Annotated in this window: 9 protein-coding genes; 2 read left to right on the top strand and 7 right to left on the bottom strand. The window is 76.8% G+C overall.

From position 1 onward, the window contains the following. Nucleotides 1-316 precede the first annotated feature (316 nt). From fxsT to AB0F11_RS12790, 7 genes are all read right to left on the bottom strand, one after another. Nucleotides 317-3,325 carry an FxSxx-COOH system tetratricopeptide repeat protein gene (gene fxsT / locus AB0F11_RS12820; RefSeq protein ID WP_362171535.1) on the bottom strand — a complete coding sequence of 1,003 codons (3,009 nt, stop codon included), beginning with the start codon at nucleotides 3,323-3,325 and terminating at the stop codon, nucleotides 317-319. A 64-nt stretch (nucleotides 3,326-3,389) separates the two neighbouring features. Next, a complete protein-coding gene (locus tag AB0F11_RS12815) occupies nucleotides 3,390-4,646 on the bottom strand; it encodes an HEXXH motif domain-containing protein (protein ID WP_362171532.1) in 1,257 nt (418 codons plus the stop codon). Beyond that, the gene (locus tag AB0F11_RS12810; RefSeq protein WP_362171572.1) at nucleotides 4,643-5,872 is read right to left on the bottom strand and encodes an FxsB family cyclophane-forming radical SAM/SPASM peptide maturase; all 1,230 of its coding nucleotides are present in this window, start codon (nucleotides 5,870-5,872) and stop codon (nucleotides 4,643-4,645) included. The genes AB0F11_RS12815 and AB0F11_RS12810 overlap by 4 nt, the downstream gene beginning before the upstream one ends. 229 nt (nucleotides 5,873-6,101) lie before the next feature. Continuing rightward, a complete protein-coding gene (gene fxsA, locus AB0F11_RS12805) occupies nucleotides 6,102-6,242 on the bottom strand; it encodes an FxSxx-COOH cyclophane-containing RiPP peptide (protein ID WP_362171529.1) in 141 nt (46 codons plus the stop codon). 243 nt (nucleotides 6,243-6,485) lie between these two features. Further along, entirely contained in the window at nucleotides 6,486-9,788 is a 3,303-nt protein-coding gene (locus tag AB0F11_RS12800; protein ID WP_362171526.1) for an SAV_2336 N-terminal domain-related protein, read from the bottom strand. Between the two features lie 3 nt (nucleotides 9,789-9,791). Then, nucleotides 9,792-10,802: a MoxR family ATPase gene (locus AB0F11_RS12795; RefSeq protein WP_362171523.1), complete on the bottom strand. Its 1,011-nt coding sequence runs from the start codon at nucleotides 10,800-10,802 to the stop codon at nucleotides 9,792-9,794. Nucleotides 10,803-10,821: 19 nt separating this feature from the next. Beyond that, nucleotides 10,822-12,948, bottom strand: a complete 2,127-nt coding sequence (locus AB0F11_RS12790; protein ID WP_362171520.1) for a trypsin-like peptidase domain-containing protein — start codon at nucleotides 12,946-12,948, stop codon at nucleotides 10,822-10,824. A gap of 132 nt (nucleotides 12,949-13,080) precedes the next feature. Between AB0F11_RS12790 and AB0F11_RS12785 the strand changes: the two genes are divergently transcribed. After that, nucleotides 13,081-13,266 carry a DUF6104 family protein gene (locus AB0F11_RS12785; RefSeq protein WP_010061466.1) on the top strand — a complete coding sequence of 62 codons (186 nt, stop codon included), beginning with the start codon at nucleotides 13,081-13,083 and terminating at the stop codon, nucleotides 13,264-13,266. Between the two features lie 260 nt (nucleotides 13,267-13,526). Further along, the gene (locus tag AB0F11_RS12780) at nucleotides 13,527-14,441 is read left to right on the top strand and encodes a hypothetical protein (protein ID WP_362171517.1); all 915 of its coding nucleotides are present in this window, start codon (nucleotides 13,527-13,529) and stop codon (nucleotides 14,439-14,441) included.

Below are 14,441 nucleotides of genomic sequence, written 5' to 3'. Positions count from 1 at the left end.
GCGGAGCCGGGATTCCTGGGGCTCCGCCCCAGACCCCGCGCCTCAAACGCCGACGAGGCTGGATTTTGCGGACCACGGCTTCGAAGGTCAGCGAGGCTCCCGCGCCACCTGATGGCCGGGCCGAGGCGCCAAACAGCCTCGCCGGCGTTTGAGGCGCGGGGCCCGGGGCGGCGCCCCGATCTTTGAGCCGCGCCGGCGATTGAGGCGCGGGGTGCGGGGCAGAGCCCCGGGATACGGGGAGAGGGCGGGGCGGGGCGGGGCTCCGCGCAGCGGCCACGTCCCGCCGGGCGGCGGGGGGCCGGCCCGCCCCCGGGGGCTACGGCTGGGGCTCGAAGTCCCAGTACGGGCGCATCTGTTGACGGGCCGAGACCGTGTGGACGTGTTGCGGGCCCAGCGTGCGGGTCAGGGACTTCAGGGCGGCGTCCTCGTGCTTGGCCGCCTCCGCGTCCTCGCGGACAGACCGCAGGTCAGCCGCCAGGGCGATCTGGGCGCTCAGGGTCATGGGGTGGTCGGGGCCCAGGACCGCCTGGCAGTTGCGCAGGGTGTCCCGGCTCAGGGACAGCGCGTCGTCCAGGCGCCCGGTGATGTTCCGGTGCCCGGTGGCGTTCAGGGCGCAGCCCAGGGTCCACGGGTGGCGCTCCCCCACCGCACCCCGCATGCCGACCAGCGCCTGCTCGGCCAGGTTCAGCGCCTCCAGCCGCTCCCCCTGCGCCCGCAGCACCAGCGCCAGGTTGCCCACCGTCCCGATGCTGTACGGGTGGGCGAGGCCCAGCTGCGTCTGGTAGCCGCGCACCACCTCCTCGGAGATCCGCCGGGCCTCGCCGATGTCCCCGTACTCGCGCAGGTAGGTCGCGTAGTCAGAGGCGACCATCAGGGTCCAGGGGAAGTCCGGGCCGAAGACCCGGGTCGAGCGTTCCAGGACGCTGCGCAGGCGGGCTCCGGCCCCCGGGATGTCCCCGGAGCGGCGCAGGCACATGCCGAGGTTGTGCTCGGCGCGCAGGGTCTGCGGGTGGTTGGTGCCGAGGACCTGGGAGTTGAGCTTGAGGCCCTGTTCCTGCCGGGCGAGGGCCTCGCGGTAGCGGCCCATGAGCCGCAGCCCCATGGCGCAGCCGATCCCGGAGGAGAGGGTGGCGATGTGCCGGACCCGCAGCACCCGCTCGCGCCGGCGCAGGGTGTCGAGGTCGGTCTCGTACGCCTCCTGGTAGCGGCCGAGCAGCCGCAGCGCGACGGCGACGTTGTTCTCGGCGTTGAGGGTGGTGGAGTCGTCCTCGCCGAGCAGTTCCCGGTAGCGGGCGAAGGCGTGTTCCAGCAGCTCCCGCGCCTGCTCGAACTTGGCGGTGGCGAGCAGGACGCCGGCGTAGGTGCTGGTGGCGCGCAGGGTCTGCAGGTCACGGTCGCCGCGCTCGGCGAGCAGCCGGTCGGCGACCGATTTGGCGAGGGTCTCGGCGTGCTTGAAGTGGCCGAGCATGCGCAGGGCGCCGCCGTAGTGGTAGCTGAGCTCGCGGACCTGCTCGTGGTCGTCGCCGAGGGTGGCGCGCCACACGGCGTCGGTCTGCTCGGCGAGCCGCAGGCAGGTGCGGTACTCCCCGGCGAGGATCAGGTAGCGCAGGCAGTTCAGCAGGAAGTTCTGGATCCGCGGGTTGCTGCTGCTGATGACGCCGGCGGTTTCGAGGTGCGGGATGAGCTCGGCGAAGCGGGGCCAGAGCCGCGAGTCGGAGGGGCGGCCGGGGTCGGCGGCGGCGAGGACCTGGCGGACGGCGCGGGCGAGCGGGCGGGCCTCGTCCTCGGAGAGGTTCTCGCGGACGATGCCGTGGACCATGCGGTGCAGCTGGACGGTCTCCAGCCCGCCGCCGCCGTCCTCGACGGCCAGGTCGGAGTACTCCAGGCGGACGACGGAGAACTGGACGAGCTTGTTGAGGGCGGCGTTCCACCGGATCTGGTCGTTGATGAGCCCGGCGAGCTGCTCGGGCACGTCGTCGGCGGGGAATTCGCGCAGCAGCCGCAGCGGCACCGGCCCGGGCGCGAAGAACACGAACAGCCGCAGCAGGGCGAGCGCGTCGGGGAAGTTCTCGCGGACGTTGTTGAGCAGTATCGCGAGGGCGGTGGGGAAGGGCAGCGGGTAGTCGTCGGAGACGGTGACGGCCTCGCGGGAGTCCAGCCGGCGCCGCAGCAGGGCCAGGTAGTCGCCGACGGTCAGGGGCGAGTCGGCGAGCCAGCCGGCGGTCTGGTCGAGGGCGAGGGGGTAGTCCTCCAGGGCCTCGGCGAGCTGGTCGGCCTCGTCGCCGGTGAGCCGGCGGGCGCGGCGGCGGATGAAGGTGATGGACTCGGGGCGCGCGTACAGCGGGACCTCGACGAGGCTGGTGTGCCGGGAGGCCCATTCGCGGTTGCGGGAGGTGATGATGACGTCGCCGGCGCCGGAGGGCAGCAGGTCGGTGAGGTCGTCGGGGTTGTCGCAGCCGTCGAAGACCATCAGCCAGCGGCTGTACGGGTTCCCGCGCCGCAGCGCCTCCAGCACGGCCCGGATCTGCTCGCCGTAGCTGCCGGCTCCGCGGGGCAGGCCCATCTCGGGGGCGAGGTCGGCGAGCCGTTCGCGCAGGGTGGGCCGGTCCTCGGCCGGGACCCACCACACCACGTCGTACTCGGAGGCGAAGCGGTAGGCGTACTCGGTGGCGACCTGGGTCTTGCCGACGCCGGACAGGCCGAGCAGGGTGACGGTGGAGGCGCCGGGCGGGGCCTCGGACAGGGCGGCGCGCAGCCGGCCGATGACGTCGTTGCGGCCGGTGAAGCGGGGGTTGCGGCGCGGGACGCGGCCCCAGATCTCGGGCGGGTCGTTGGGGAAGCGGGGGCCGCGGCGGCCGGTCTCGGTGCCGACCCGGTCGGTGGGCAGTTCCAGGCGGCGCAGGACGCGGTACTCGGCCTCGTAGGCGTCCAGGCCCCACAGGTCGGTCTTCTCCAGGACGGCGACGGCGCTGGGCAGCTGGGCGTCGGTCAGGCAGACGGCGGCGAACCGGTCGGGGTGGCTGTCGGTGACGGCGCGCAGGGCGGTGTTCCACTCCTCGTCGGTGTGGGTGCCGGCGGAGAAGTACCGTTCGCTGAGGATGAGCAGGACCCGGCTGCCGCTGCGGGCGAGGTCGTCGAGGGCCTGAGTGAGGCCGCCCTCGGCCTGCGGGTCCCAGCGGGCGAGGGCGACGCGGTGGCCGTGCTCCTCCAGGCGGTGCGCGATCCACACGGCCCAGGGCCGGTTGAACCCCGCGAAGCTGATGACGAAGCGCTGCGGCTGCGGGGCCGGGTCTCGATCCCGCTCCTGGCGGATGCCGGTGGTCATGCGGCCGTCTCCCTGGAATCCGGGCGGTGGACGGGGTTGAAAAGGTACCGCAGCGGACGGTCCGTCAGCCCTGTGCGTACGGGGCGAGTTCGGGGTGTTGCTCGTACCAGGCGCGGCGGGCCCGGTCGACGGCGCGGCGGGCCACGGCGTGCTGGTCCCCGGGTGGCGGAAGCTCGTCCATGGAGCGTTCGGCGGCGGCCATGGCGTCGGTGAACTCCCGGCCTGCGAAGGTGAGTTCGGGATGGTTGCGCAGGGCGGGCAGGACGGCGGCGACCTGGGCGCGGATCCGGGCGTGCCGGGCCCAGGCGCCGCGGGCTCCGTAGAGGGCGGCGCGCTGCCAGTAGCCGGCGAGGGCGAGGTGGGCGTACGCGCCGTGCAGGAGCCCTTCCAGGGGGCGGGGGTCGGTGCGCCAGGGGGCCCAGTGGCGGGGGGTGCGGTCGGCGGTGTGCAGGGTGAGGACGTCGGCGAGGGCGGTCAGCTTGCCGTGCTGGACCTCGTGGACGAGGGTCGCGGCCAGGGCGGGCGGGGCCTGGTTGCGGGCGAGGACGGAGCCGGGGGCCGCGGGCAGGGTGGCGCCGTGCGAGCGGGAGCCGCCGGCCAGGGGGACGACGGAGCGCAGCAGCCCGGTGACCTCTCCGGCGCGGGCGGTGTCGTAGCGCTCCAGCAGGGTGAGGGCGCCGGTCCACTGGGTGTCCCAGCGTTTGTGGCCCTTGGGGGTGAGCCGGCGGGCGGCGCGCACGGGTGCGGGGCGGGCGGCGGCGCAGGCCCGGTACGGGTCGAGGTCGTCGAGGGCGGTGCGGCCGCCGGGGAGGGCGTGCAGCGGGAGGGTGGCGGGGTCGTCGGGGTCCCAGGAGCGTTCGGTGAGGGCGAGCGGGCCGGGGCGGGGCGGGTGCAGCAGTCCGAGGGTGGGCAGCACGAGGCGGCCGTTGGCGGGCCGCAGGGTGGCCTTGAAGGTGATGCCGGAGCGCAGGGCGGCGGCGACGGCGAGGGCGCCGAGGTGGCCGAGGTCGGGCTGGGGCCCGTACGGGGCGTGCAGCCGGCGCAGGGTCTCCTCGGCCCAGACGCCGGTGGCGGGGTAGTGCAGGACGTCGCGCACGGCCTCGGGGTCGTGCCGTTCGGCCTCCTCCAGCAGGGCCCAGTGGTCGGCGGCCTCGCCGGAGCGGGGGCCGGGGGCCGCGTCGAGGACGCCGCGGAGCAGGACGAGCCGCTTGGAGCGGCGGATGTCGCCGATCAGGCGGGTGCCCTCGGCGGACGGCTCGGTGGAGGCGAGGGCGCGCAGCAGGGGCGAGGGCACCGCGAAGGCGGTCAGCGGCCCGGTCACGAGGCGGCCGCCCGCGGGTGCGCCCGGCCGGCGGTGGACTGCGTGGCGGCGCGGTGGAGGGCGGCGGCGACGTGCCGGATGACGGCCTGGAGGTCGGCGCAGTACACGGACGGCCGGCGGAAGCCCTCGCCGTCCTTGTAGCGGTGCGGGTAGTGGCCGCCGCCGCAGACGGCGACGAGCTCGCAGGCGCGGCAGTCGTCGGCGAGGGCGTCCAGGCCGAGCTGGCGGGCGGCCATGCCGGGGTGGTCGAGGAACGCGTCGAAGCTGTGGGTGTCCACGGCCATCCCGGTGGCGGCGGCGCCCTCGTAGGCGGACTTCAGCGAGTCGGTCTGCTCCAGGGTGCCGTCGGTCTCGATGACGGCGGTGGCGGCGGGCGCGAGGCCGAGGGTCTCGGTGGCGGCGGGCAGGCCGAGCAGCAGGGCGATGATCTCCTCGAACATGCGGATCCGGGTGCGCGGCACCGCGTCGTGCCACCAGCGGTCGAAGACGGCGATCAGCCAGTCGGCGTACGGGGTGGGGCGCGCGGCGGAGCCGGAATGCGGGCCGGGGCCGGGGTGCGGGCCGTGTCCGGTCGGCGGCGTGCTCCAGTTGGCCAGCGGCAGCAGCAGCCCGACGGCGGGCGGGGCGAAGGCGAGCAGGGACTCGTACGTCTCCACCGGGTCCTGGGCGGGGTCGACGACGCACAGCAGGCCGGCGTAGCTCTCGGGATGCCGGGCGAGCAGGCGCAGCCCGCGGGCGGCGGCGGGGAACGAGGGCCGGCCCGTGCGGTCCGTGCGGCGGGCGTTGTGCGCGGGGAGGCCGCCGTCGAGGCTGACGCCGACGCGGATCCCGGCGGCGGCGAGCGCGGCGAGCCGGCCGCGGGTGAGCAGGGTCGCGTTGGTCTGGACGGTGGCGGTGACCGCGGTCCGCGGGGACGCCGCGCGCAGGGCGTCCCGTACGGCGTCGACGGGTGCGGCGAGCTCGGCGGCGGCGGTCAGCAGGGGTTCGCCTCCGTGCAGGACGAGGTCGACGCGGGGCAGCCGGTGGGCGGCGGCGTGCTCGGCGATGCGGGCGGCGGCGCGGTGGCGGGTGGCGGGGGACATGGCGGCGGGGCGGCCGCGCCAGCTCTGGTCGGCCATCTCGTAGACGTAGCAGTAGGTGCAGGCGAGGTTACAGCGGCTGCGGGTCTTGAGCACGAACTGCCGGATCGGGTGCGGCCGGTGTCCGGCGGCGCGCAGGGCGGGCACGTCGAGCCGGGCGTAGGGCCAGGGCGCGCGGGCCCGATGTGCGGGCAGCACGGATCGGCTGCTGTCGGTGCGGCCCATCGTCGCCTGCGTCCCCCTCCCCGGCCGCCGCCGGGCGGATTCCCCGGCGGACGGTCCATCCCTGCCCGGGGTTCGCCGCGGGCTAACGGCGGAAACGGGTCAACTGTGGGTGCGTTGCGTGGCGTTGGGGATGCGGTGCGTGAGCGGGCGCTCAGCTGACGCCGGAGTCGAAGGCGTTCAGGATCTCCGCGGGATCCCGCACCCGCTCGACCAGCCCCTCGATGACCCGGGCGAGCACCGGGTGCTCGATCCCGCGCAGCGCGGCCAGATCGAAACCGGACAGATCCGGCAACCCGCCACCACACCCGTGTACTGCGGGGCCCTGCGGCGCGGGGCCGTCTGCCGCGGGGGCCGGCGGCTCAGGGCTGCGGGGCGCGGGGGGCGCCGGGGGTGGGGGCGGGGCCGGTCGTGCCGGCTCCGTCGCGGCGTCCGCCTTCGGATCCGTCGGTCGTGTGCGGTGCCACGTTGCCATGGGCTGTCCGTCCCCCCGTCGGTGATGGTGTGGTGCTGTCTGTTCACGCCGTGGCCGCCGGGCTCACAGCCCGGCCTCCAGGGTGCGGATGCGCGAGCCGAGTGCCTCGCGCCGGTCCGCGGCCGGTTCGCCGAGGCGGCGCCACAGCTCCAGGGCGGAGCGGTAGGCGTCGAGGGCCGCCCGTGGCCGGGCCAGGCGCTCCAGCACCTCGCCGCGCAACTCCTGGGCCCGGGCCCCCAGTTCGACGGCCACGGTCACTTCCCGCCGTTCGGCGCGGTCGGCCCGGTAGTCGGCCCGGTAGGCGCGCTCGCCTCGGTCGGTGTGTTCGGCGCGGGCGGCGTCCAGGGCGGCGCGCCAGGCCCGCCGGTAGGAGTCGGCCGCCCGGTCCAGGCGGTCCAGGGCCCGGGTGTGGGCGTGGATCTCCTGCTGGACGTCGCCGTGCTCCCGCCACGCGCGGGCCTGCTCCAGCGGGTTGCGGCTCTGCCGCACCGCCAGCTCCAGCAGGTACTCCGCCTCCCGCAGGTCCACCACGTCGCCCTCGTACCCGTGGCGCAGCCGCAGCCCCTCGGCGAGCCGCACCAGCCGGTGCGCGGAGCGGGGGTCGGACTGCGGGACGGCCGCCCGGCTGTCGCGCAGCACCCGTACTGCCTGCGAGGTGAACCGGCGCCCGCCGGCGGCCCGGGCCCGGTCCAGCAGGACGTCGCCCCACTCGGGCAGCAGCTCCCCGTACGCCTCCCCGTCGCGCGGGATCAGCCGGCGGGCCCTGCCGTAGGCCTCGGCCGCGGCCTCCAGGGCCGCCGGGTCGGCGTCGCGTGCGTGCCGGGCCCGGTGCACCCGGGCCAGGCAAACCAGCACGGCCAGCCGCAGGTCGGGGTCGCCGGTGGGCTCGGCGAGGGCGAGGTCCAGCTGGGCGGCGGCCTCCTCCAGCCGCCCGGGCAGGTACCGCAGGGCGGTGGCGAGGTCGACCCGGACCCGCGCCGCCTCCCCCGGCCCCTCGCCGTCGGGGGCTTCCGCGAGTACGGACTCCAGCTGTCCGGCGGCCCGTTCGGCGAGGGCGGTGCGCTCCGCCGGGTCGGGCGTGCGGGGCAGCAGGGCGAGCAGGACCCGGCCCAGGGCCCGCCGTACGGCCGGTCCGGGCGGGTCGGGGTCCGGCCCGGCGAGGGCCTCCAGCGCGGCCCGCGCCTCCCGCAGCGCGCCGGTGTCGTCCCGCAGCTCGCCGAGCGCGACCAGGGTCCGGGTCCGCCGCAGTACGCAGTCCAGCCGGAGCGGCGGGTCGCCGTCGGGGGCGGCGGCCGCGGCCGCGAACTCCCGTTCGGCGGCGGCCAGCAGCTCGGCGTCGGGCCGGTCCGGCCGGTCGGGGCGGTCCGCGAAGGCCCGCTCGTACAGGACCCGGCCGAGCAGGGCCCGCGCGGGCGCCGCCGTGAGCCCGGCCAGCAGCTGCCCGGCCTCGGCGAGCAGATCGGGGTCGCGCTGCCGGGCCCACAGCCGCAGCAGGACGCCGGCCAGCTCGCACTCCGCCTCGCCGGCGGGGTCGTCGGGGCCTGCGGGGGCGGCCACGGCGCGGCGCAGGACGGCGACGGCCTCGTACAGCCCGCGCTGGGTGCCGGCGCCCTCGGCGTCCCGGTCGGCGAGCCGCTCGCGGGCGGTGCGCACGGCCCAGGCCCGGCCGGGCGGCGGTGCGGGCGGCTCCCGGTCGGCGGTGTCCTCGGCGGCCGGCCCGGGCAGGTAGCGGCGCACGACGCGGGCGGAGACCTCGGCGAAGGCCTGCGGGAGCCTCCCGGCGGGGACCCGCCCGTCGCCGCCCTCCTCGACGACCGGGGCGCCGGTGAGCTGGGAGACGGCCAGGGCGGGGAAGTTGCGCACGCCGCTGCCGAAGTGGGCGAGCACGTACTCCGAGCAGTGCTTGAGCACGAGCGCGGCCTCGTCCCGGCCGAGCGGGCCGAGCAGCACGTCCTGCACGCCGGGCACGAACTCGTACCACTGCCCGGCCGCGGTGCCCCGCCGCAGCAGCCCGCTGAGCAGCACCTCCGCCAGGTCGGAGGGTTCGGAGTCGGGCAGCATCGTGCGCTGGACGAGCCGCATCACGGGCAGGGTGAGCGGGGCGGCGGAGAGGTAGACGGCGAGCTGGACGGCGCGCGGCGAGGCCGAGGAGCGAAAGCGGCGCACGAGGTCGCGGGGCGGCCGGGCGGCCCGCGGGGGCGGCACGGGCGCGGCGGGGTGGTCGGCGAGGACCCGGCCCACCTCGGCCGGTACGGGCCCGGTGCCGAGGCCGGCGACGAGGCGGGCCCAGGCTCCGAGGGCGCTGGCGTTGGGGGGCAGGACGGGGACGGTCAGCCCGCCGGCGGGCCGCCCGGGCCGTGCGGGCCGGTCGGCGCGGAAGCGCAGCCGTCCGGCGGTGCTGCCCTCGATCCGGGCGAGGGTGCCGCGCTCGGTCGGCAGCCAGCTGCGGGCCCACAGCCGCTGCGGCAGGGGCTGGACGACTGCGCACGGGGTGCATTCGGCCCAGCGGTGCAGGACGCGCTGGGCCTCGCCCTCGCGCCACAGCGGTCCGGCGCAGTCGGAGACGACCATGGTCAGGGCCCGCCCGCTGGGGTCGCGCAGCTGGTCGCCGGAGCGCAGCCGGCCCCCGGCGCCGGGTCCGCGGCCGACGGCGGCCCGGCCGTCGGCGAGCCGGTGGAGGTAGTGCACCTGGACGTCGCGGAAGGCGCCGAGGCGTTCGCAGACGGAGCGCAGTTCCTCGAACATGTCCTGCCAGACGGCCATCGAGGGGGAGGCGTCCATCACCAGCCGCACGGTGGCCTCCCGGCGGGTCTCGGGCCGCATGACCGGGATGACGAGCCCCAGGGCGCGGGCGCTGGCCTCGGCGGTGGCGGGCTCGTCGAGGACGAGGCGGGTGGGCCGGCCGGGCGGGCGGTGCCGCTGCAGGGAGCGCAGGGCGCGCTGGATCTCCAGGATGCGGGGCAGGGCGGCGGCGCCGGGGACGCGGACGGGCACGCCGGTGCCGGCGGGGAAGGCGGCGGCCTCCTCGGCCACGGTGCCGCGGACCCGGGAGGCGTAGAGCCGGACCGGGTCCTCGGTCTCGGGCCCGGCGGGTACGGGCTCCTCCTCGGGCGGCGGCTCGTCCCGGGGCGGGGTCCGGTGCGCGGGGAGCTCGTCCACCGGGCCGGCGGGGGCCTGCGCGGGCGGGCCGATCCGCCCGGCGAGCCAGAGGGCGTCGGCGAGTTCCTCGGCGGAGGGGTCGAGCCCGGCGGCGCGCAGCAGCCGGGCCAGCTCCCGGAAGCCGGGCGGGGTCGGGGGCGGCGGCGATCCGGCCGGGGCCGGCCGGTCGGCGGAGGGCGGTGTGGCGGGGGGCGGTGTGGGGGGCACGGGTCACCTCGGGCGGTCGAGGCGCTGGATGAGCAGGTCGGCGAGGTCCTCCCGGGTCGGCGGGGCGGCGTAGTGGGTGAGGTAGATGGCGTTCAGCAGCTGGTCGGCGGCGACGAGTTCGGACTGGGAGCGGCTGAGGAACTCCCGGATGAGGTCGGCGCCGAGCCGGGCGGCGTCCTCGCCGAGGTGGGCCCGGACCATGGTCGCGAGCCGCTTCTCGCCGGGCTGGCCCAGTTTGAGCTGGATGCAGCGCCGCAGCAGGGCGGCGGGGAAGTCCCGTTCGCCGTTGCTGGTCAGGATGATGAAGGGGAAGGCGCGGCAGCGGACCCGGCCGCCGTGGACGGTGACCTTGGCCCCGTCGTCGGTGAGGACCTGCACCTCGGGCTCGGTGTCGGCGACGCGTTCCAGTTCGGGCAGGGCGAACTCGCCCTCCTCCAGCACGTTGAGGAGGTCGTTGGGCAGGTCGATGTCGCTCTTGTCGAGCTCGTCGATGAGCAGGACGCGGGGCCGCTCGGTGGGCAGCAGGGCGGTGCCGAGCGGCCCGAGCCGGATGTACTTGCCGATGCCGGGCGCGCCGGCCGGGTTCCCGCCGGAGGCGGCGATCTGGACGTCCTGGAGGCGGGCGATGGCGTCGTAGCGGTAGAGGCCCTCCTGGAGCACCGTCCGCGAGACCACGGGCCAGCGCAGGACCCGGCCGAGCTTCAGCTCGTGGGCGACGGCGTGCGCGAGGGTGGACTTGCCGGTTCCGGGGTAGCCGGTGACCAGCAGGGGCCGGCGCAGGTAGAGGGCCGCGTTGATGGCCTCCAGCTCCTCCGGTTCGGGCCGGTGCAGCTCGGCGGCCTGCCGGTGCGCGCCGAGCCGCCGGGCGACGTTGCCGTCGGCGGACCGGGCCGGGGCGGGCGCCTCCCCCACGGGCCCGCCGTCGAAGTCCCGCCAGGGCGGCGGGTCGGGCAGGGCGTCGATACCGTCGTGGGGCTCGCCGATCCCCCGGTAGATGAGCCATTCCTCGTTCACGTCTTTCCCCTCCCGCCCGTCACAGATCCCCCTGCAGCGGCTCGTCCTCGGGCAGGGCGCGGGCCGGGTCGTCCCAGACGAGGGCCATGCCGTCCGCCCAGTACGCGTCGGGGTCGGCCCCGTGGGCGCGGGCCCGCAGCGCCTGGACCCGTACCGGCAGGGGTGCGCCCCGCCCCGCCTCGGTCAGCTCCTCGCGCAGCCCGCGGTGGAAGGGCGCGCAGGACTCCCCCGGGTCGGCCGGGGGGCGTCGGGTGACCGCCACCCCGTACCCGGCGTCGCGGACCGCGTGCAGGGATCCGCGGGTGGGTTCGGCGTCGGCGGCCCGGCAGTGCACGGGCACGGTGTTGTCGGGGAGGGCGTCCAGCCATTCCGGGGCGGGGCTGCGGGGCCGGCCGCGGTCGCAGTCGGCCCGTTCGTCGAGCAGCGGCCCGGCCTGGACGCGGGCCCAGCGGTCGGCCCTGCGGTGTGCGTCGGTGTCGGTGTCGTCGTACGGGCCGGGGCCGGGGGCGGTGCGGGCGGTGGCGGCGGGGTTGTCGCCGCCGGCCGGGTAGCGCAGGACGACGGGCCGCTGGACGCCGAGCGGGACCCGGCCGGCGACGGTCCAGGTGTCCACGGGCAGCCCGAACAGCTCCGGGGCCACGGCGACTTCGAGGAGTGCGGGCGCCTCGTGGGTGTCGCAGCGGCGGAAGGCCTCGGCGAGGGCGTCGCGGACCGCCTCGGGCAGCCGGGCCCGGCTGACGTGGACGCCGGAGCCGACGGGGGTGAGCCGGCCGGGGTGGGCGGGCCCGGCGAGGACGGAGACCCGCCAGTCGTAGACGTCCTCCCAGCCGTGCGCCCAGGCCTCCAGCAGCACCGAGGGCCCGGGGGCGAGGGCCCCGGCGGGCCGGCCGGGTCCGGGGACCGGCTGTCCGGCGCGGGCGCGGCGGCGCCGGTCGCGGGCGGCGAGGCCCTGCTCGTGGCGTTCGCCGAGCTCGCGGCGCAGCGGCCGCCACAGCCGCTCGGCGGTGGCCCGGACCCAGTCCCACAGCTCCTCGTCGGCGCCCGGGGAGGGCGGTTCGCGGTGGTCGGCGACGCTGACGTCGGTGGCGTAGCGGAGCATGGCGGCGGCCTCGCCGGCGCCGCCGGGCGGGTCGAGCAGCATGCCGAGGCCGTCGCGCCAGCTCAGGGGGGCGGGCAGGGCCGGGTCGGGTTCCTCGCCGCGGGCGGCCTCGACGAGGGCGCGGACGGCTTCGGAGGAGCCGGGCGGCGGGAGTTCGGCGAGCAGGCCGCACAGGGTGGTGCGTTCGGCCGGGGTCAGGCGCAGGCGCCCCTCGTACGGCTCGTCCGGGGGCGGGAGTTCGCCGTGGACGTCGGTCCAGGTGCGGCGGCTGTCCAGATCGCTGAGGTGCTGGTCGTAGTGGTACAGGTCGTGGGCCTGGATGACGCGGCGGTAGAGGCCGACCTGCCCGGTGGCGGGCAGCGGCAGGGTGCGCAACTGCACCACGGACACGGCGAGTCCGCCGCCGCCGGTGCGCCGGCGGGCCTTGACCACACCGACCACCTCGCCGCGGGCCAGGTCGACGACGGGGCCGCCGGACATGCCGGGCTCGATCTCGTCGTCGTCGCCGAGGCGCAGGGCGGCGCCGGCCGCGGCGGTGCCGCGCAGGCGGGTGGTGCGGCCGGTGATCTCGGGGGTGCCGAGGTCCTCGGTGACGCCGAAGTAGGCCACCTCGGCGGGGCGGGGGCGGGCCCGGTCGGTCAGGCGTACGCAGGCGTGGGAGACGGGGGCGAGGACCCGGACGAGCGCCAGGTCGGGCAGGTCCCACAGGGCGCGCCGGGCGGGGCGCTGCTCCTCAAGCCGCTCGGGCAGGACGCATTCGACGCGGCCGGTGACGGTCCCGGTGGTGCCGGGTCCGGAGGAGAAGGTGATGCCGAGCTCCCGCCCCACGAGACGCACCGCCGCACCTCCTTCACCGACCACGTGCGCGCACGTCAGGACCCAGCCGGGGGCGATGAAGAAGCCGCTCCCCCACGTGGGGCCGGCCCGGTGGCCGTCGGGGGTTGCATACCCGCCCGGGGCCGCGTGGACGCGTACGGTGGCGGCTTGGACGAGGGGCTCAAGGAGCTCGAAGGCGCGTGCGGAGCCGCCGGTGCGCCCGTCCTGCATCCCCCGCCCCCTCCGGTTGACGGCAGTCCAGGCTAGCGCCGGGGCCGTGACGGGGGGAGGTCTCGGCGGGTATGCGGATTATCCTGGCGGGAAACATCCCCTGCACACCTTCATCACGGCACGGAGCCCGACTTGTACTTCACCGATCGCGGCATCGAGGAGCTGGAGAAGCGGCGCGGCGAGGAGGAGGTCACCTTCGAGTGGCTCGCCGAGCAGCTGCGCACGTTCGTCGACCTGAACCCGGACTTCGAGGTCCCGGTGGAGCGCCTGGCCACCTGGCTGGCCCGCCTGGACGACGAGGACGACGAGGACGAGTGACCCCGCCGGGGCCTGCGGCGCACGAACGCGCCGCAGGCCCCGCAGCGACGAAGGGGCCCGCCCGTGGAGACATCCATGGGTCGGGCCCCTTCGTCGTGTGGCGGTGCCGGCCCCCGCGACGGCGCGATGGCGCGAAACGCACCGTTTGCGCGGACGGCGGGCGGACGGCGGCGGGCGGCGGACGGTCTTGACTTCCCCCGACCGCGATATATCGTGTTCTGCAGAGAACGCGATATGTTGCGTGCGCCGAGGAGGACGCCATGGCAGAGCAGAAGACGTGGTCGGTGGGGGAACCGCAGAGGCTCGGCTTCGAAGGGCCCGTGGGTGAGCTCCGGCTGCGGCTCGTCGGCGGAACCGTCAACGTCGTCGCCGACGAGGGGCCGGCCCGGCTGGAGGTCGCCGAGGTCGACGGGCCGCCGCTCCACGTCGTCCAGGAGGGCGACACCCTCACCGTCTCCTACGAGGACCTGCCCTGGAACGGCTCCCAGGGCCTGCGCAAGTGGTTCGAGTCCAAGCCGTGGAAGGCCTGGTCCGGCTCCGCGTCCGGCCGCAAGGTCTGGGAGCGCAGCGCCACCGTCACCCTCACCGTCCCGGCGTCCACCCGCGTCCAGGTGGCCGCGGTCAGCGCGGCCTGCGTGGTCTCCGGCATCTCCGGCGGCACCGACGTCAACCTCGTCTCCGGCGACGCCACCCTGGTCCGCCTCTCCGGAACGGTCGGGGCCCGCACCGTCTCCGGGGGCGTCGAGGCCCAGTCCGTCACCGGCGAGCTCGGCTTCCACTCGGTCTCCGGCGGCCTGACCGTGGTCGACGGCGCGGACCTGACCGTACGGGCCGACTCGGTCAGCGGCGACATGCTCATCGACCTCGACGCCGACCCCGAGGCCCCTCGTCCCGTCGACATCGCGCTGAACTCCGTCTCCGGCCAGGTCGCGATCCGCCTGCCGCACCCCGCCGACGCCCGCGTGGAGGCCAACACCGCCAGCGGCGGCGTCTCCAACGCCTTCGAGGACCTGCACGTCTCCGGCCAGCTGACCGCCAAGCGCATCACCGGCACCCTCGGCGCGGGCACCGGCACCCTGCGCGCCACCACCGTCTCCGGTTCCATCGCCCTGCTGCGGCGCCCGCCGGCCGACGCGCCGGCCGCTCCGCTCGCGCTCGACAAGAAGGTGCTCTGA

This window comes from Streptomyces sp. NPDC032472 (assembly GCF_040636955.1).
Lineage (GTDB): Bacteria > Actinomycetota > Actinomycetes > Streptomycetales > Streptomycetaceae > Streptomyces.
This window is presented reverse-complemented; position numbering and strand designations above follow the sequence as displayed.